7 protein-coding genes are annotated in these 20,038 nt (G+C 43.2%); 6 read left to right on the top strand and 1 reads right to left on the bottom strand.

Annotation, left to right across the window (positions count from 1 at the left end; genetic code table 11):
• Nucleotides 1–30: 30 nt before the first annotated feature.
• From flgK to budC, 6 genes are all read left to right on the top strand, one after another.
• Nucleotides 31–1,668 carry a flagellar hook-associated protein FlgK gene (gene flgK, locus Xish_RS00930; RefSeq protein ID WP_099116307.1) on the top strand — a complete coding sequence of 546 codons (1,638 nt, stop codon included), beginning with the start codon at nucleotides 31–33 and terminating at the stop codon, nucleotides 1,666–1,668.
• Between the two features lie 38 nt (nucleotides 1,669–1,706).
• The gene (gene flgL / locus Xish_RS00925) at nucleotides 1,707–2,669 is read left to right on the top strand and encodes a flagellar hook-associated protein FlgL (protein ID WP_099116306.1); all 963 of its coding nucleotides are present in this window, start codon (nucleotides 1,707–1,709) and stop codon (nucleotides 2,667–2,669) included.
• A gap of 484 nt (nucleotides 2,670–3,153) precedes the next feature.
• A complete protein-coding gene (locus tag Xish_RS00920) occupies nucleotides 3,154–4,443 on the top strand; it encodes an HlyD family secretion protein (protein WP_099118619.1) in 1,290 nt (429 codons plus the stop codon).
• Nucleotides 4,436–6,535, top strand: coding sequence for a peptidase domain-containing ABC transporter (locus tag Xish_RS00915; RefSeq protein ID WP_099116305.1), 2,100 nt, complete (start codon nucleotides 4,436–4,438; stop codon nucleotides 6,533–6,535). Before Xish_RS00920 ends, Xish_RS00915 begins: the two co-directional genes overlap by 8 nt.
• A 442-nt stretch (nucleotides 6,536–6,977) precedes the next feature.
• Nucleotides 6,978–7,202 (top strand): hypothetical protein, encoded by a 225-nt coding sequence (locus Xish_RS00910; protein ID WP_099116304.1) that lies wholly within the window; start codon nucleotides 6,978–6,980, stop codon nucleotides 7,200–7,202.
• Nucleotides 7,203–7,527: 325 nt separating this feature from the next.
• A complete protein-coding gene (gene budC, locus Xish_RS00905) occupies nucleotides 7,528–8,286 on the top strand; it encodes a meso-2,3-butanediol dehydrogenase (RefSeq protein WP_244185863.1) in 759 nt (252 codons plus the stop codon).
• A gap of 109 nt (nucleotides 8,287–8,395) precedes the next feature.
• Here the strand turns inward: budC and Xish_RS00900 are convergent, their stop codons facing one another.
• Nucleotides 8,396–20,002 (bottom strand): non-ribosomal peptide synthetase, encoded by an 11,607-nt coding sequence (locus Xish_RS00900; protein ID WP_099116303.1) that lies wholly within the window; start codon nucleotides 20,000–20,002, stop codon nucleotides 8,396–8,398.
• Between the last annotated feature and the right edge of the window lie 36 nt (nucleotides 20,003–20,038).

Below are 20,038 nucleotides of genomic sequence, written 5' to 3'. Positions count from 1 at the left end.
GGCATAACGAAAACGTAAAAGGATCGACACATGTCCAATAATCTTATCAATACTGCCATGAGTGGTATTAATGCTGCGCAGGTGGCAATGAGTGTGGTGGGTAATAACATTACCAACTCTAAGGTCGAGGGATATCACCGACAAACAACGGTAATGTCGCAAAATAGTGGAAAAATGTCACCAGTTGGCTTTATTGGCAATGGTGTACATGTTAATTCCATTAATCGTCAATATAGTGAATTTGTCAGTCAGCAATATAATGCGGCACAAACTAAATTTCAGGCGTCAGATACATACAATAGTCAGGCTTCTCAAGTTGACAATCTGCTGGCGGATAAGGCAACCAGCCTTTCCAGCTCTATGGAAGATTTTTTTAAGAGCCTGAGCACGCTTGAAAATAACGCAGAAGATAATGCGGCAAGAACCACTGTACTGGGCAAAGCTGAAGGTTTGGTTAACCGATTTAAAGACGCTGATCAAGTTCTCCGTAAGATGGACAGTGGTATCAATATCAAAATTGAGCAGAATGTTAAAGACATCAATAAATACGCGGAAGAGATAGCCTTTCTGAACGATGAAATTTCTCGTATGCGTGGTGCAGGAACGGGTGAACCTCTGGCTTTACTGGATAAACGCGATGATGCGCTTGATAAGTTAAATCAACTTATTGAAGTAGATTTGATTAAACAAGACGGTAATACCTACAACGTCACATTTGGTGGCGGGATGTCTCTGGTATCGGGTAGCAAATCCTATCGATTGGAAGCGATTCCATCCAGTGCAGAGAACAGCCGTATCACGTTGGGCTATAACAATAGTATAGATACGAAAGAAATTGATGAACGCTTTATCTCGCAAGGAAAGTTGGGTGGTGCATTGCGTGTGCGTAGTGAAGTGATAGACCCAACCCGCAATCAATTAAACCAATTGGGCTTAGTGATGGCGGATCGGTTCAATCAGGTTCAGCGTGGTGGTTTCGATCTGGACGGTAAACAAGGTAGTGATTTCTTCAACTTTGCGCAGCCAGAAACTATTGCTAACGGCAATAACAAAGGTAGGGCTGAAATTAAAGTGGAATATACCGATACCACTAAAGTAAAAGACAGTGACTACACGATTAAGTACGAAGGTGGTGGCTGGAAAGTACAGCGTATTACTGACAGGGAAATGATCTCTGCAACTGAAAATGGCAATACACTGGAATTTGACGGCCTGAAAGTTGAGATTAATGCGACCAATCCACAGGATAATGATCGGTACACACTGAAAACGGTCAATAATGTCATAGCAACACTTGAAGTTAAGATTACGGAGTCCTCTCAACTGGCAACTGCGGGCGCCAAAGACTCTGGTCCAAGCGATAACACCAACGCGAAGAAATTCACTCTCCTGCAAAAAGAAAAGCTAATTAATGGTAAAAATACCTTGACCGATGCTTATGCTTCGTTAGTCAGTACTGTGGGTAGCAAAACCAATAGTTCTCAACGTCTTCTGGAAACTCAGAAGATCAACGTAGAAGCACGTTACAAAGAGCTTGATTCCATTTCTGGCGTTAACATGGATGAAGAATACGGCGAACTGCAACGTTTACAGCAATACTATTTAGCAAATGCCCGTGTTATCCAGACTGCGTCGACGCTGTTTAATGCCATCTTGGATATCCGTTAATCATACGACTGGCTAAAGAGAAATAAGGAAGTGATATTGTGCGTATAAGTACGAATCTTTTATACAGCCAAAAAATGAATGGGGTTTTTGGCGCTCAGGCTAAATGGATGCAGTATGGTGAACAGTTATCCAGTGGCAAACGTGTTATCAACCCATCTGATGATCCGTTGGCTGCTTCGCAGGGTATTATGATTGCCCAATCTGAGTCGCAGAATCAGCAATTTGTTACGGCTCGTGTCTTTGCCAAGAATACGATGTCAACCCAATCGAGCACTATTGCCAGTGTTGTATCGGTGACACATAGTGTTAAGGAAACATTAATTGCGGCGGCCAGTGCACAAAGTGATCACGATCGTGAATCTTATGCCCAACAATTAGATGGCCTTAAACAACAAATATTGAATCTCGGAAATAAAACCGATGGCAATGGCCGCTATATTTTTGCTGGTTATAAGACGGACGTTCCACCTTTCGAGGCTGATAGCAGTGGAACAGTTCACTATAAAGGTGGGCATGAGGCTATAAGCCAAAGAGTGGATGATAATCGTTCCATGATTATTGCCCATACCGGTGAAAAAATCTTTTTATCGGCAACGTCTAATCCGATTAAAGAGCCTGATGGTAGTACAAGTGAATCAGATATTTTTGCCTCCATTGATTTTGCGCTTGAGGCGCTTGGAAAGCCATTCACTAATGCCAGCAAAGCAGAAAGAGAGGAAGCAGGCGAGTTGATTAACAAAGCTATCCGAGGTGTAGATAATAGCTTGAACAACTTATACTCTGCGGACGCCGTATTAGGGATACAGCTTCAGGAAATGGAACAACTGGATGCGCTAGCCAGTGAACGCAGTATTGCCAATAAAGTGCGTCTGGGGGAATTGGTTGATGTCGACTTACTCTCTACCATTTCCAGCTATTATCAGGAACAGGCCGCATTACAGGCTTCTTATAAGGCTTTTACTGATTTAAAAGGGATGTCATTGTTTGAAATGTATCGCTAATTGAGGCTGGTATATTTTCAAACGTTCATGTTGCAGTTTTACTTTTTTATCTCAGTGACATAGCCCTTGTTTTTCATCAAATAAGAAAAAACAAGGGCTGATTTATTTCCTTTTATCTCTGCATGTCATAATCACGGATAATGGCGGCAACTCTCCGGCGATAATCAGCAAAAATACCATTGCATTCTAATTTTTATGCATCCCGTATAGGCTCGATGGGTATTAGCTTATTCAAAACCTTTTTTGTATCATATTTAATTTTAATTTGCGTAATTATATCAATATATTGGAAAAAGAACCGTTTGTTATTTACGCCAAATAAGAATTTTACTAACGGTTTATACTACGTTGAGATTAAATACAGTATATTACATGTCGTAAAATAAAGTGGTAATATTTCCATTGCACTGATAAATATTGATTTAATATTCCATTTTAAATTGCAATGGCTAAAAAACACAAACATTAATTACACATGGCTATTATGAATAATTTGTTTAGGAAAGAAGCTATAGAAAATAGAAAATCTAAATGGACTGGAGAAGCACTATTAATAGCAAGAATTCCCGCCTGGATTATTTGTATTGCCTCATCATTTTTTTTGGTTATTTTATTTATATTTATTACTTTTGGTAGTTATACAAGACGTATTAATGTCTATGGCGAAGTGATAACCACGCCTCATCCAATAAATATTTTCTCTTCTCAACAGGGTTTTATTTCTCAGGAATTTGTCAAGGTGGGAGATTTTGTAAAACAAGGACAAAAAATCTATCAGGTGGACTTTAGTCAAATTACCGAGTCAGGAAAAATTAGTACTAATACAAAAAACTCATTAAAAAATCAATTAGTTCAGATTAATAATATTATCCAAAAATTACAAGATAATGAGCGCATCACCTTAATAAGTCTGGAAGAACAAAAAAAGCAGTATGAAGAATCACAAAAAGAGTCTAAAGTTATTGTTGATAATGCCCGTCTAGGGGTTGAATTTGCAAAGAAAAACATGGAGAGCTACAAGCTCTATCAGAGACGAGGGCTTATTACAAAAGATCAGTTTAATGGCTATGGCTATTCCTATTATCAGCAACAAAATATGTATCAGAATCTATACAGCCAGTATATCAGTGATACATTGAAAATTACTAATCTGAATAGTGAAATTACTCTTAAGCGAGCTGATTTTGATAAACAAATTTCTGAATATAAAATTCAACGTGACGATTTACAACGAAAATTAACTGAAATGACAGCCAATGGCTCTCTATTTATAACCTCTCCGACTAATGGGCGCATTGAATCACTCGGTTTTACCGTTGGTCAGGCAATAACCTTAAATGATATTCTCGCTCAAGTTATTCCGGATAATATAAAATCTAATTATTCTTTAATTCTATGGGTTCCTAATAGTAGTTTGCCTTATATTTCGAAAGGTGATGCAATTAATATACGCTATGATGCATTTCCATTTGAGAAGTTTGGGCAATTTTCAGGGTATGTTGATAACATTTCATATATTCCGGCTTCTATTCAAGAAATGTCTTATTATAGAAGCGCTCCTATAAATAAAACAGGAGAAAAAAACGAATCCTATTATAAAGTTTTGGTTAACTTAGATAAAAAACAGTTTAACTATAACGGAAGAAAATTAAATTTATCGAATGGCATGAAAGCCCAATCTACTTTTTTCCTTGAAAAACGTCCTCTTTATCAATGGATGTTCTCACCATTCTATGACATGAAAAAAACATTGATGGGACCACAAAATGGATAAAAAAAATTATGAAACTATTACTAATAAGTTGAATCTAGGATTCAAAAGGAAAATCCCCAAAATTTTACAAACCGAAGCATCAGAGTGTGGGTTAGCAAGCCTAGCAATGGTTTTTCATTATCATGGATTACAAATTGATTTATCCCATTTACGTAGTCAGTTTGGAATTTCTACACGTGGCGTTGTACTGACTACATTAGTGAATATTGCCAGCGCCCTTAAATTCAAAACCAGAGCCGTATCGCTGGATCTTGATGAACTGTACGCATTAAAATTACCCTGTATTCTGCACTGGGATATGAATCATTTTGTTGTTTTAGTTAAAGTTAAGAAAAATAAAATTACCATCCATGATCCCGCATTCGGGCAAAGGGTCTTGAGTACACAAGAGTTTTCCAAACATTTTACTGGCATTGCATTAGAATTGTGGCCAAGTCATGATTTTGTCCCTGCCAAAAAACAAAGCAGATTACGTATTATATCACTGCTAAATAATATTCAGGGACTTAAAGCAACACTGGGGAAAATTTTCTTCTTATCTCTTGTTATAGAAGCTATTAATGTACTGATCCCTGTGGGAATGCAGCTAATTATGGATCACGTTATTATCGCAAAGGATAATAGCTTATTAACTATTATTTGTTGTGGCCTGCTTGTCTTTATTCTATTTAGAGTAAGTGTCTCTACTTTGCGTAGTTGGATATCCATTACAATGGAAACATTTGTTGATGTGCAATGGAAATCAGGGGTGTTCGATCATCTAATGAAATTACCTTTAGCTTATTTTGAAAAACGTAAGTTAGGTGATATCCAGTCACGATTTGGTTCATTAAACATTATACGAACCACTTTTACGAAAAATATTGTTAATAGCATTATCGACGCGATTATGTTGATCAGTGTTTTCATTATGATGTTATTCTACGGTGACTGGCTCGTCTGGGTAGTATTAGCGTTCACTGTTGTTTATGTCATCTTAAGGTTACTGACTTATCAATATTATAGGCAACTTTCCGAAGAGCAAATAGTTAAGGATGCCAGAGCAAATTCCCATTTTATGGAAACTTTATATAGCATTAATACATTAAAATCCTTGGGATTATGTGAAAATCGGGCAAAATCCTGGTTAAATTTGAGTATCGATACGATTAACTCAAATACCAAACTTGCCAAAATAGGTACAATCTTTGATATCGCTAATACTCTTATTGTTGCTTGTGAACAGATTATTATTCTGTGGTTAGGTGCCTCATTAGTTATCAATAATCAAATGACTCTGGGAATGTTTGTCGCTTTTAACGCTTATCGTGGGCAATTTGCTGACAGAGCAAGTAATTTGATCGACATGGTACTCAGATTGCGCATGTTAAATTTACATAATGAACGCATTTCCGATATAGTACTTTCTGAACCAGAAAGAGAAGTACCAAACCGGAATATTGTTATTTCAGGGTTACCGGCAGAACTCACTATTTGCAACTTGTATTATCAATACGATAATTTATCAAAACCCATCATTTCTAATTTTAATCTTAGTGTCAAAGCGGGAGAAAGTGTAGCTATTGTTGGCCCATCTGGTGTAGGCAAAACAACATTAATGAAATTAATGTGTGGGTTGTTGATGCCCAGCAAAGGTACTATTTTAATTAATGGACTAGATATTAATATTATTGGTCTGAATAATTATCGTAGATGTATTTCTTGTGTATTACAAGATGATAAATTACTTTCTGGCTCTGTCGCTGACAACATATCTGGATTCGATCACGCTCCTGATATTGAATATATACAAGAATGTGCTAAGCGTTGCAATATTCATAATGATATTTTATTAATGCCGATGGGATATGAAACACTCATTGGTGAGCTAGGTGGCGGAATGTCCGGCGGACAAATACAGAGGCTATTGATAGCCAGAGCCATTTATCGACGACCAAGCATTTTATTTATGGATGAGGCAACAAGTCACCTTGATTCAGATAATGAAAAGTATATCAATGAGTCAATATCAGCGTTAAATATAACAAAAATTATTATTGCGCACCGTCCATCAACCATTGCATCTGCTAAACGTGTCATTTCAATAGCATGAATTGTCTGAAAAGATAGATAAAAAATCATTTGGTGCAGACCATGAATTATATGACAAAGGAATGTATCTTTAAATAATGTTAACATTAAAAAATATGTAACTTAATTTGATATTAAATAATCGTCGTTTAATTAATGTTGATATTAAGTGAATTATGATAAAACCCGAACTCAAATATAATTTGGTTGCAGAAAAATATAAACTTTAACTATACATTGGTCGTAAATATTAGGATTTTTAAAATAAATCAAGAAATCCATTGGAGATATACTAATATGATTTTTTGTCATTTTATTTGTCAGCCTGTTTTTTGTGAGGGTTTTAATTTTTCTGGAACCATATTCAATGAGCTGTCTGATTAGTGTTGTGGTTTCATGTTTTATTCTAAAGCTTTTATTCTAAAACATATATATATCAATGATATAAATAAATGGGGTTATATATGAAAGAGTTAAATAAAGTTGAGTTAGAACAAGTCTCCGGTGCTGGTTTTTTGGGTGATATATTGAAGACCGTTGTTGATGTAGTTGATAGAATAATTGATGGTGTAGCTGAGGCTCTTCATGACAAAAATATCATATCTGAAAGTACCGCAAAGGATATTGAACACCTTGCTGATGGTGCAGCTAAATTTATAGATGCTACAATTGATAAATTTGACATATAATATTTTATTTGGAGCTGAAGATCACATATTAATATTGACTGTTCAAACAATAGTTTGACACTAGCTAAATAAAATTTAGTCTTGATTATTTAATTACAGTGTTAATCATCAGCCACTCTGACCAGAGTGGCTGATTTCTTATAAGTATTCCATCGGATATAGACGCTGCTTAAACCAATATTTAATGATTAACCTATCATAAAAAAAGACATAGCAAGATAATTAACAAAGAATATTCTGGTGAATATTAAAGACGGAACCAATTCATTAATTATATTTGATATTACACGCTAAGCTTTAAAAATATATCAATGAGGGTAATAAAATGATGCGATTTGAGGGTAAAGTTGTCGTTATTACTGGTGCAGGTAGTGGCATTGGCGAGGCTACAGCAAAGCGTTTTTCACAAGAGGGAGCCATTGTGGTCTTGGCTGGGCGGGATACAGAGAAGCTTAACCGTGTATTGAGCGAATTATCATCGGACAAAGCGTTGGTGATTCAGACGGATGTTGCGAACCGAGAATCGGCTAACAATATGATTGATGAAACCGTCAGGCATTTTGGCCAAATAGATATTCTGGTGAACAACGCAGGTTTGTATGTGGTAGGTGATTTATTGAGTACTTCACAAGACGACGGTAATGCAGTGCTGGCTACGAATCTCAATGGTGTACTCAATTGTAGCTATTTTGCATTACCTCATTTACTAAAAAGCAAAGGGTGTATTGTCAATAATGCCTCGGTATCTGGCTTGGGGGGAGATTGGGGCAGTGCTCACTATTGCGCAGCAAAAGGCGCTGTCGTGAATTTAACCCGCGCGATGGCTCTGGATTATGGTTCACAAGGAATTCGTGTCAATGCTGTTTGCCCAAGTTTAGTATTGACGCCAATGGTGGCTCGTTTTGATGATGAAACGCTTGCACATTTCGATAGTCGTATTCCGTTAAAAAGAGCTGGTCAACCTTTTGAAGTGGCAGCCGCCATTGCATTTTTAGCCAGTGAAGATGCCAGTTTTATCAATGGCGTCAATTTGCCGATAGATGGCGGGGTAAACGCCTCCAATGGTCAACCTAATTTTAATTAAAGGTGTTTTCTGAAAGGTACGGTTCAGAAAATATTATTTATCTGGCATTGTTTATCGAAGGTGGCTCCACAAGGAGTGGAACCACTTAATTTTATTTTGGCTAATGGTATCAGTTTGCGCTATTCGCTACCGTTGAGCGATTTGAGTTTATCGCTCCGGCCAGTTCATATAATGTGGGATGCGTGAACAAGGTTGCTAATGGAATTTCCATGTTTTGTTCACACATACGAGCCAACAATTGTATCGCTATCAATGAATGACCTCCCAATGCAAAGAAATTATCATAACGACCGACTCGTTCCCGTTGCAGCAATTTTTGCCAAATCTCAGCCAGTGCAGTTTCCACATCACCGAGGGGCGCTTCGTAACCGAAAGTTGTTCCAACCGTAGATTGGCCTGATGTCAGTGTATCTTGCGGTAAGTCAGCCTGAATAGCATTGAAATCGTTCATTAGCTGTTGGTGTTCTGTGGCAGACAAGGTGGCAATGTTCATAATTGGTTTCTGTGGCTCGGTTTCCAATGTTTTTACCAAATCCGCTAAAGCCGTCGTCATATATGCAATCAGGTGTGCCGGATCAATTCCTGATATAGTCTGAGCTGTCAGCAGGAAGCTTTTACCCAAATCATCTACAGCCAGGTAGATGGGATAGTTAGTCCTTTCTCGTCCTGTTACCAGACGTATACCTTCCCATCGGGCATTGGCAACATCCGGTTGACTATGGCGATAATTAAGGAGTGTATTAAAAAGCGGCAGAGGGTGTTTTACACCACTGCAACGTTGAGCCAACGCCAGGGGTGCCTGTTCGTGCTCAAGTAACTGCGTCAAATTGCGGTACGCTGCCTGCACAGTTGCTTGTGTGCTGTTCCCCGCCAGCGTGATCCGCACGGGTAGGGTGTTAATAAATAATCCCAATATTCGCTCAATATCGGCACTTCCTTGCATACGTCCTGACAAGACTGTCCCAAAGACAACATCATCTCGCCCGCTTATTTTTGCCAGAACTTGTGCCAAAGCAACATGGAACAGAACCCCAGGACTCACTCCTTGACGGCGTGCTTGTTTACGAATAGCACGGGTCAGTGCGGCATTAAGTGGCTTGATGATCTCCGTGGCAGGCCTGTCACCACTGTGAACATCTAATATGCCGAAAGGCGTAGTGGGTGTATCCACCTCAGCGAGTATTTTGCGAAAATAGGCTGCGTGATCTGGCATCGGCACACGCAAGGACTGGGCGATAAAATGGCGGTATGGTAAGACAGGCGGTAATTTTTCACTACGATGATGCAGTAGCTCATTGATTTCAGTAATGATGATATTCAGCGATATATGGTCATTGAGGATATGGTGGCAACACAATGCTAATAGCCACTCGCCCTGATTCGGATCATATGTGATATCAGCAGCGAATAGCGGAGCCTGGCTGATATCGAGGCGGCGTTGGTATGGATCTGTCAGTGCCAGCAATTGCGATGGCACGTCTTTATCGTTATCTGGCTCGAAGGTTTTGATACACAGAGGTGCCTGGCGCCAGACAACTTGTACTGGCTGTGTTAAACCCTGCCAGCAGATGGCAGTGCGTAGAATATCGTGACGATGAATAACCTGTTGCAAAGCAGCCAGAAAAGCATCAAGACGCTCGCGGGTGTTGAAGGCAAGCAAGAGGTGCAACAGATAAACATCTCCTTGTGTTTGCAATAGATGATGGAACAGCATGCCTTCCTGTAATGGTGCAAGTGGGTAGATATCCTGAATATTGTCGGCACCATTAGAAACGGTAGCAGAGATGGTATCAATTTCTTGCTGTGTCAGGGAAACCAACGGCAGCATATCGGGAGTGATGGCGGTGCAACCATCGGGGATGAGATTGGAAGGTGCGGTAAACGAGCTTTCATCATCTTGAATTTCCCGCATTATTTTCGCCATTTCAGCCAGTGTTGGGGTGGAAAATACAGCACGAACATCAAGGTGCCAGCCGCAGTTGCGCAACCGCTCAATCAGGTTGACAACCATCAGGGAATGACCGCCGAGTTCAAAGAAATGATCATAACGCCCAACCTTTTCCAGCCCTAGTAATGCTTGCCAAATCTCAGCCAGAGCAATTTCCACTTCACCGTGCGGCTCTTCATAAGTATGGGTTGCAATGGATGTTTGATCCGGCATCGGTAGCGCCTGACGGTTAATTTTGCCATTAGGCGCCAACGGAAAAGCATCGAGTATCACAAATGCGCTGGGCAGCATATAGTCGGCGAGATGTTGTGCGAGTTGCTGGCGCAGTTCTGTCAGTACCAGTTTGATATTCGGTTCGGCGACCAGATAAGCAATCAGGCGCTTATCACCCGGCTTATCTTCACGGGCAAGCACGATAGCCTCACGCACGCCGTGGCATTGCATCAATCTGGTTTCGATTTCTCCCAGTTCGATACGAAAGCCGCGTAGCTTGACCTGAAAATCATTGCGGCCAAGATATTCGATATTGCCGTCAGATCGCCAGCGAGCCAAATCGCCGGTCTTATACATGCGCGCGTTGGGATGTTCGCTAAAGGGATCGGCAACAAATTTCTCTGCTGTCAGCGCTGGTTGGTTTGAATAACCACGGGCGACCCCCATTCCGCCGATATAGATTTCGCCACTCACGCCAACCGGAACCGGTTGACCAAGAGTATCCAAAATATAGATACGTGTATTGGACAGTGGCCGGCCGATCGGAATATTGTTGGTGATAGACGGCGTTTGTTTATTATCTGTCACCATCGCTTTATCTATCTGCATAACGGTAGCAGTGATGGTAATTTCTGTCGGGCCATAAGCGTTGAACCAGCGGCAGGACTGGGTTTCTGGGCATGACAGCCAATCCATTAAATAGCGGTATTCCACTTTATCTCCCCCAACAATAACAGTGCGTATAGAGGGGCTGAAACCGACACGCCTTGCCTTCATTTCTTGCGCCCACTGGTGCCAAAAAGCCGTCGGTATATTGATGATTGTCACTTTCTGTTCACGTAAAAAATCAACAAACGCGTTATTCGGTATTTTGATATGAGGTGGGCGCAGAACCAGCGTGGCACCCGATGCCAGAGTAGGGAAAATATCTGACACTGAAATATCAAACGCAAAGGTCACAAATTGCAGAATACGATCTTCCGGACAAGGCTCACTGATCTGGCAATGAGCATGGATAAGGCTGACAACATTGCGATGTTCCAGCATGACGCCTTTGGGGTTTCCGGTTGAACCTGAGGTGTAGATGATATAAGCCAAATGGTGCGGCTGAATGCCCATTTGCCTGTGATCAGGGTTATAAACAGGCTGTTTTTGCAGATTATCTTGATGAATTTCATCGTCCAGCAACCAGATAGTAATATCTTGTATTGGTAAGCGTGTCTGTAAATGTTTTTGGGTCAGCAATATTGCAGGCTTACAGTCTGACAACTGATAAATCAGCCGCTCGGCAGGATATGCTGGATCAAGCGGGATATAACCGGCACCCGCTTTTAAGATCCCGAATAGACCAATGATCATATCCAAACCTCGTTCAACATGAATTGCCACGCGATCATCAGGGCGTATACCAAAAGCAATCAAACTATGTGCCAGTTGGTTGGCACGGCAGTTAAGTTCATCATAACTCAAGAATTGTTTTTCAAAGATCACCGCCGTGGCATTTGGTGTGCGTTGTACCTGGGCTTCGAACAGTGGGTGAATCAACGTATCATTTGGAAAGTCAGCTTGCGGGGCATTGAAATCAACCAATAATTGTTGGCGTTCTGCAATGGGCAGCATTGGCAAGCGGGCAATAGCCTGTGTTTCATCGGTTGTCATGGCAGTCAGTACATTGGTGAGATAACCCACCATGCGTTCAACTGTCGTTCGGTCGAAGAGACTTGATGCATATTCCAGATAGCCACTGAGACCGTTCTGGCTTTCGGTCAGTGACAGTGTCAGGTCGAAATATGCGCTGCGGTGTGGTGGTGCCATCAACGAGACAGATAAACCCGACAATTCAAGGGATTGAGAGGGAGTGTTGTTCAGTGCCAGCATCACCTGAAAAATCGGATTGTAGCTCAAACTGCGCTCAGGTTTTAGGACTTCCACCAATTGTTCAAAAGGCAGATCTTGATGTGCGTAAGCGGCCAGCGTCTGTTCACGAACATGAGCGAGCAAATTTGCCACCGAATTGTACTGTTCCAGTTTTATACGTAAAGGTAGGGTGTTGACAAAAAAGCCGATCAGGCCTTCAAGGTCACTCAATGAACGGTTGGCGACGGGAATACCAATGACAATATCATCCTGTCCGCTTAGACGGGCAAGCACGATACTCCAGGCTGTAAGCAACGTCATAAATAATGTTGCATCCTGCCGTTGTCCAAGCGCCTTGAGAGCTGACAATAAGTCAGCATTCAGGTGAAGTGGAACATGAGCGCCTGTGTAACTTTGTTCTGGCGGGCGTGGGTGATCAAGAGGGAGAGACAACAAGGTTGGTGCGTTTTGCAGTTGCTTCTGCCAGAAATCCCGTTGTGCAGTGATAACCTCACCTTGCAGCCATTTCTGTTGCCAGACGGCATAGTCCGCATACTGGATGGGAAGATGGGGTAAAGGATCGCTACATTCCCCTAGTGCAATACGGTAGAGGGTACTCAGTTCGCGGAGCAATATCCCTGCTGACCAGCCATCGGTGATGATGTGATGCTGGGTAAGGAGCAGCACATGTTCTTTATCAGACAGTTGCAATAATTGGCCTCGAATCATTGACTCATTAGCGAAATCGAATGGGGTTTGTGTTTCAAGTTTGGCTAATTCGTTAATACGGGCTAGGCGGGATGTTTCGTCTAATTTGCGCAGATCCCGATAGGTCAGAGAAAAACCCGTATCTGCACTGTCGATGTATTGGTAAGGTTGTTCATTAATCAGGATAAAACGGGTGCGCAAACTTTCATGTCGGCTGACGAGATGGTCAAGTGCGGCCGTAAGCGCAGCATGATCGAGATATCCGCTAAGATGCAGGATTATCGGGATATTGTAAGCCAGATTCGCTTTGGTATTAAGTTGAGCAAGGAACCACAAGCGTTGTTGGGAAAAGGAGAGTGGCAGTGGTTGATTGCGATTGGCAGGCGGAATAACGATTTGGGTTGTCACCGGCGTGTCGATGAGCAAGGTAGCCAAATCGGCCAGAATCGGGTGGGAAAAGAGTTGCTGCAAATGCAATTCTCGCGCCAGTTGCTGGTGTATGCGTGCGGCAAGCTGAATGGCGAGCAGGGAATGACCACCGAGTTCAAAGAAATGATCATGACGGCCAACTTGTTCCAATTTCAGCAAGGCTTGCCAAATCTCGGCCAGTGTTGTTTCTATGTCTCCGATGGGGGCTGCATAATTGCGGGTCGCGAGTGCTGTTTGCTCTGGCATTGGCAGTGCCTGACGGTTGAGTTTGCCATTGGGTGTTAATGGAAAGGTTTCAAGTGTCACAAAGGCACTGGGTAGCATATACTCGGCAAGGTGTTGTGCCAGTTGCCGGCGTAGTTCTGCTGGTATCAATGTTGCATTGGGTTCGGCGAGCAGATAAGCAACCAGACGTTTTTCATTCGGTGTATCTTCTCGGACAATCACAACGGCTTCTCGCACACCGCGACAGTGTGCCAATATCGTCTCAATTTCACCGAGTTCAATGCGGAAACCCCGTATCTTGATCTGAAAATCATTACGACCAAGGTATTCAATATTACCGTCAGGTAACCAACGAGCCAGATCACCACTTTTATATAGGCGGGCATCAGGATCTGGAGAAAAAGGATCAGTAAAGAAGCGTTCTGCGGTGAGTTCTGGCAGGTTCAGATAACCGCGGGCAACACCTACTCCGCCAATGTAAAGCTCCCCGATAACACCGATTGGCACGGGTTTTTTGTGACTATCAAGCAGATAAATTTGGGTATTGGCTATGGGTTTTCCAATCGGTACTCGTCCGATATAACGGTCAGGCACGCATTGCCAGGCAGTGACATGAATCGCAGTTTCAGTTGGGCCATATAAGTTATGTAGCTGGCAATGCGCAAAATGGGACAGACATTTCTGCTGTAAGACATAAGGAAACTCTTCACCACTGCATAAAATATGGCGCAAAGAAGGGCAGCATCCGGCAGGAGTGGCATGGATAAATTGCTGTAGCATGGCCGGCACGAAGTAAATAAGAGTAATCCGGCGTTTTTCTATCTCAGACAGCAGATAGTGCGGATCTTTGTGACCATCGGGGCGAGCCAAAATTAATTGTGCCCCAAACATCAGCGGTGGGAATAGCTCCCAAACGGAAACATCAAAACTAAATGATGTTTTCTGTAAAACCCGATCCTGCGGGGTTAGTTGATAAGCCTTTTGTGACCAGAGCAGGCCATTTACGACACTACGATGTTCATTCATTACCCCTTTGGGCAAGCCCGTTGAGCCAGAAGTATAAATGACATAAACCAGGTGGCGTGGAGTGAGGCCAAGGATCTGGGGATCTGGGTTACTGATTGGCATGTTTGCGGTAAGGAGCGCAAGATTGTTGAGATCCACAATGGGGACGTTGATCTGCCGATTAATTAATATTTTTGGGGTAAATACAGTTTGGGTAAATAAGGCAACGGGCGCTGCATCTTCAAGTATGTAGGCCAGTCGTTCGGCTGGATAGCCTGGATCAAGCGGGACATAGGCGCCACCGGCCTTAAGGATAGCGAGTAATCCCACTATCATGGCCGGACTGCGTTCAGAACAAATCGCCACCCGATCATCAGGACGGATACCTAAGGTAATCAGATAATGCGCTAAGCAATTGGCTTGCCGGTTCAGTTCAATATAGCTCAACGATTGCTCTTCAAAAATGACAGCAATTGCAGCGGGATTTTGCTGTACCTGCTTTTCAAACAGTTGGTGAATAAACGTGTCTTGTGAGAGGTCAGTTGTTGTATTTTGAGAGAATACGGCGTCTTGAGAAGATTGGAGCGCATTGAAATCCATCAGCACTTGTTGGCGCTCCTCAATGGGTAAAATCGAAATAGCCAAAATTGGCTGGTGGGGTGAGGTTTCCAGCGCTGCCACCAGCCCCGTCAGAGCAGTAGTCATATAGCCGATCAGACGCATTGGATCGATGCCCGATATGGTTTGGGCAACCAAACTAAACCCATCACCCCAATCATCAACAAACAAACCGATGGGATAATTGATTCTCTCTTCTTGCATCAGCAGACGCACACCTTCCCATTTAGCAAAAGTGGTATCCGCCTGACTATGACGATAATTGAGTAGTGTGCTAAAGAGCGGCAAAGGGGAAATCACGTTACTGCAATGCTGAGCCAGTGCTAATGTGGCTTGTTCGTGCTCCAGCAACTTCATCAAATTGAGGTAGGTCTCCTGAACGGCTGCCTGTGCGCTATTATCTGTCAGCCTGATCCGAATGGGTAACGTATTGATAAGTAGTCCCATCATGTGATCGATGCCGGTACTGCCCTGCATGCGTCCCAGTAATACCGTACCGAAGACGACATCGTCGCTCCCACTGGTTTTTGCCAGCACCAGTGCTAAAGCAACATGGAACAATATACTGGGGCTGACACCCTGACGTCGGGCTTGTGTGCGGATGGCTCTGGATAATGCCATATCCAGTGGCTGTTTAGCCTCCGATATCTGCTTATCCTCACTGTGAAGATCCTGTATCCCGAAAGGCGTTGTTGGGGCATCGATGTCGGAGAGTACCTGACGGAAATAGGTTTCATGCTCTGAAATCGGTAAATGCAGGGATTGAGCGACAAAGTGACGATAAGGCAATATTGGAGATAATTTTTCAGCATGGCAGTTGTCAAGATGCCTATTTTCGGTATGGTCAGATAATAATGCATCAATTTCATCAATAATACGTTCCAGTGTTATATGGTCACAGATTAAATGATGGAGACACAAAACCAGTAACCACTCATCCTGATGCGGATCATAGGCGATGTCAGCAGAGAATAGTGGCGCCTGACTCACATCAAGGCGGTATTGATGGGGATCGGTGTGCGCCAGTAATTGGGAAGCGATATCCTGTTCGTCATTGGTTAAAAATGTATTAATGTTCAAAGAAACTTGTCGCCAGACGATTTGCACGGGTTGTGCCAACCCCTGCCAGTAGACTGAAGTGTGCAAAATATCGTGACGGTTAATGACCCGTTGTAAGGCTGCCAAAAAGGTATCGAGCCGTTCACGGGTGTCGAAGGCAAGCAAATTACGTAACAGATAAGTATCGCCCTGTTTCTGTAACAGATGATGGAACAAAATGCCTGCCTGTAGCGGCGCGAGAGGATAGATATCTTGGATATTAGCCGCACCACCAGGGATCGTTGCAGCGATGGCATTAATCTCGTGCTGGGACAGGGAAACTAAAGTCAACATGTCGGGGGTAATGGCTGTACAGCCGTCAGGGATGAGATTGGGGGGGACAGTGAATACCGTTGCCTTTTCTGGCTCTGTCTTCTCTTGAACTGTATCTTTTTGAACCGGCAGTAGCGCTTTTGCCATCTCCTTCAATACGGGTTTGGTGAATATAACCTGAATGTCAAGAGACCAGCCCAATTCACGTAGTTGTTCGATCAGGTTAACGGCTATCAGCGAGTGCCCGCCAAGTTCGAAAAAATGATCGTGGCGGCTGACATATTTCACTCCGAGCAACATTTGCCAAATTTGACTCAGGATGGTTTCCGCTTCTCCTCTGGGCGCCTGATAGCTGCGTGTAACGATTGCCGTGTGATCGGGTTTGGGAAGAGCCTGACGGTTAAGTTTGCCATTGGGTGTGAGTGGGAAGGCAGCGAGTGTCACGAAGGCACTGGGTATCATGTATTCTGCAAGGTATTGTGAAAGTTGTTGCCGTAATGCCATGGGTTCCAGTTCAGTATCTGCCTTCGGTAGCAAGTAGGCGACAAGCTGTTTTGCTGCCGGACTATTTTCATAAGGTAATACTATGGCTTCACGCACGCCGTGACATTGCCGCAGCCTCGCCTCGATCTCTCCTGGCTCAATACGGAAACCCCGCAGTTTAATTTGGAAATCATTACGGCCGAGATATTCAATTTTGCCATCGGGCAGCCAACGCCCCAGATCACCGGTTTTGTACATACGGGCATTTGTATTCTGGGAAAACGGATCGGCAAGAAAGCGTTCGGCAGTGAGTTCGGGACGGTTCAGGTAACCGCGGGCAACGCCGACACCAGCGATATGAATTTCTCCCGCGACTCCTTGGGGAACGGGTTGACCGTGCATGTCAAGGATATAGATCTGGGTATTGGCGATGGGGTATCCAATCGGTGGGGCATTGTCTCCCTGACTCTCACATCGGCAAAGAGTCGCACAAACAGTGGTTTCCGTCGGACCATATGCATTGATCATCTTTCGTCCTTGTGCCCAACGTTTGGTCAGCGTAGGTGGGCATGCTTCCCCTCCCACCAGTAAGGTTTGCAGGGTTGCCGGCAGTGTGTCCATACTTGCCAGAGCAGTAGGGGACAAGAGGGCGTGAGTAATGGCGTGAGTCTCTAAATAGTGAGACAGGATTGTTCCCGGCAGAAGATTTTCCCGTCTGGCAAGGTAAAGGCAAGCCCCCGCCAATAGCGCCATGCAGTATTCCCAGATACAGGCATCGAAACTGTTTGAGGCAAATTGCAAAATCCGACTGTCTGGCGTGATGGCTAATATGTCTTGCTGGGTGATAATCAAGTTACACAAACTGCGATGTTCTATCATGACCCCTTTGGGCTGCCCTGTGGAGCCGGAAGTGTAGATAACATACGCCAGATGACGAGAAGTTAGTCCCAATGCCTGAACTTCTGGGTTTTCTTCCGATCTTTCATCCAAAACAGAATGGCCTGAAATATCAAGCAGTATGGTTGGCAGGTGACGGCTCCCTATTTCTGGCATCGTTGCTTGAGTAACCAGTACCACAGGGGCTGAGTCATTGAGCATATATGTCAGCCGCGGGGTTGGATAAGTCGGATCGAGGGGAACAAAAGCACCGCCGGCCTTGAGGATACCTAATAAGCCAACCACCATTTCCAGACTGCGATCAATACAAACTGCCACCCGATCATCAGGGCGCACGCCGAGAGCAACCAGATGGTGCGCCAGACGGTTGGCACGTTTGTTTAGCTCATCGTAGCTCAACGATTGCTCTTCAAAGACCACGGCTGTGGCATCAGGTGTGCGCCGTACTTGTGCTTCGAACAGTTGATGGATCAGAATATCTTGCGGGAATTCGACTTGGGTGGTATTGAAATCCATCAATACCTGTTGGCGTTCAATGTCGGGCAGGATTGGCAGATTGGCTATTTTTATCTGCGCAGGAGATGACATCTCCAGAGAAGTGAGAACCGCGTCAAGTAAGACAGCAAGACGGGAGCGGAGTGCTATGACCTCAGTGCTACTCAGATAATCAGGCGAAAAAATGAATTCAATGGCAATCGGGGGAGCGATATCTTCAGGACAGTCGGTGTTGGTATATTGCTTCATTCTGATACATAGAGGATAGGGGGCACCAGAATGTAGCTCTAACTGTTTGACGCTTATGTTTTCGCCTTCCATATGCAAATTGGTTTTAAACGGTTCGAGAGATAAAGTCACGTCAAATAATCGGGCATTTCCGTCTTGTCGTTGTGAGTGTATGTGTCGGTTGAGTTCTGCAATGGGAAAGCGTTGATGCTTATGGCAAAGACTCATTTCGGTTGCAGCTTTGCGCATAACATCACGAAATGTATCCTCCGGTGAAAGCGTTATACCAATGGGGATCACGGATGCAAACATGCCCATTGTGTCCTTTTGTCGCGTATTTTTGCGGTTGTGCAAGGGAATACCGATAACAATTTCATTAACATCTGCTGTTCGTGCGAAATAGCAGGCCAGAATGGCATACATGAAATGCAGGAAGGGCAATCCCTGTCCGCCAGCGACTTTTTCGATACGTTGAAGAAGGGGCTGATCGATTGACCAAATGACAGGTTGAGAAGCAAGAGGTTTGGCGTGTTTATGCTCCATTGTGTGAGTGAAATTGACAGGTTGAAGCAAGGGAGGTGGCAGGTTTTCATAGCGTTGCAACCAAAATTGCCGGTCGTGTGAGTAGTGTTCAGAAGCAAGATAATTGAGGTTATCCGTAATAAAATCCAGATAAGAGTGAGCGGAGTTGTTTGGTTTTTTTTCTTTTATCAGTCGGTTATAGGTATCGATAACCTTATTGATGAGTATAAATATACCTGTGCCATCCATGATCAAATGATGACAGCAAAATTGCCAGTACCGACAGGTATTACTTACTCGTAATAATTTGGTGCGCCACAATGCTTCATTCAGGTGAAATGGGCGCGTGAATTCGGCATCCATATCCTGTTTTACTCTGGTTTCAGCATCTGGATGGGATGAAAAATCCTGTATATCTACGATGACAGGAAGAGAATGAACAACTTTTTGGCTGGGTAAAGCGTGGATGTTGAGAAACTGCAAACGCAGAGTGTCATGACAATCAACAACAAATTCAAAGGCGCGGACAAATAATGCTTCATTCAACTCTCCTTCAATGCGAATAAAAGTGCTGAGGTTGTAGTTAGAAGAATGGGGATGGATAGCCTGATCAAACCAGACGGCTTGTTGGGGAGAACTAAGGGGATAGGTAGGAGAAGAGAGAGAATTGTTATTACAAATTACTGCGGAAGTTTGTGAAGCGCTGTTATGTAACATTTTCATTTCTCCTTTGTAATTATTTAGTTTTAATTT

The organism is Xenorhabdus ishibashii (assembly GCF_002632755.1).
Taxonomy (GTDB): domain Bacteria; phylum Pseudomonadota; class Gammaproteobacteria; order Enterobacterales; family Enterobacteriaceae; genus Xenorhabdus; species Xenorhabdus ishibashii.
This window is presented reverse-complemented; position numbering and strand designations above follow the sequence as displayed.